Here is a 403-nt window from a genome sequence, read left to right on the forward strand (position 1 = left end):
GGGCTATACCGTTAACGGCGGCTTTTTCCTGCTCAGCGGCGCGGTCGGCGCCGGGCTCACCTTCGCCGGCGTAACCGGCTTTTGCGGCATGGCGCGTCTGCTGGCGACCATGCCGTGGAACCGGCGCCAGGGGGTTAAAACGCGCTCCAGATAAGCCAGGCAATGCCGCCGAAGAGCAGCCATTTGACGATGTAATAGACCGTCTTATTCCATTTTTTCAACCGTTTACCAACAATACGGATCTGGTAAATATAGCGAAACGCCCGGTTAATCCCGCCGGTGCGATCGCCGATATCGTTGGGCGCCGAAGCGGCGCTCATCAGATGACGTCCCAGCCAGTGGTTAACTTTCTGCGCCCAGCGGTAGCGCATCGGCCGTTCAATATCGCAGAACAGAATCAGGC

Annotated in this window: 1 protein-coding gene and 1 pseudogene; one reads left to right on the forward strand and one right to left on the reverse strand. The window is 58.6% G+C overall.

Annotation, left to right across the window (positions count from 1 at the left end):
* Positions 1 to 154, forward strand: a 154-nt coding sequence (locus tag FJV41_RS56340; RefSeq protein ID WP_141649682.1) for a YgaP-like transmembrane domain, incomplete at its 5' end; no start/stop codon positions are given.
* Here the strand turns inward: FJV41_RS56340 and FJV41_RS56345 are convergent.
* Positions 135 to 403: pseudogene (locus FJV41_RS56345) on the reverse strand (aspartyl/asparaginyl beta-hydroxylase domain-containing protein); the annotation flags it as partial. The gene FJV41_RS56340 and the pseudogene FJV41_RS56345 sit on opposite strands and share 20 nt — an antisense overlap.

This window comes from Myxococcus llanfairpwllgwyngyllgogerychwyrndrobwllllantysiliogogogochensis (assembly GCF_006636215.1).
GTDB lineage: Bacteria > Myxococcota > Myxococcia > Myxococcales > Myxococcaceae > Myxococcus > Myxococcus llanfairpwllgwyngyllgogerychwyrndrobwllllantysiliogogogochensis.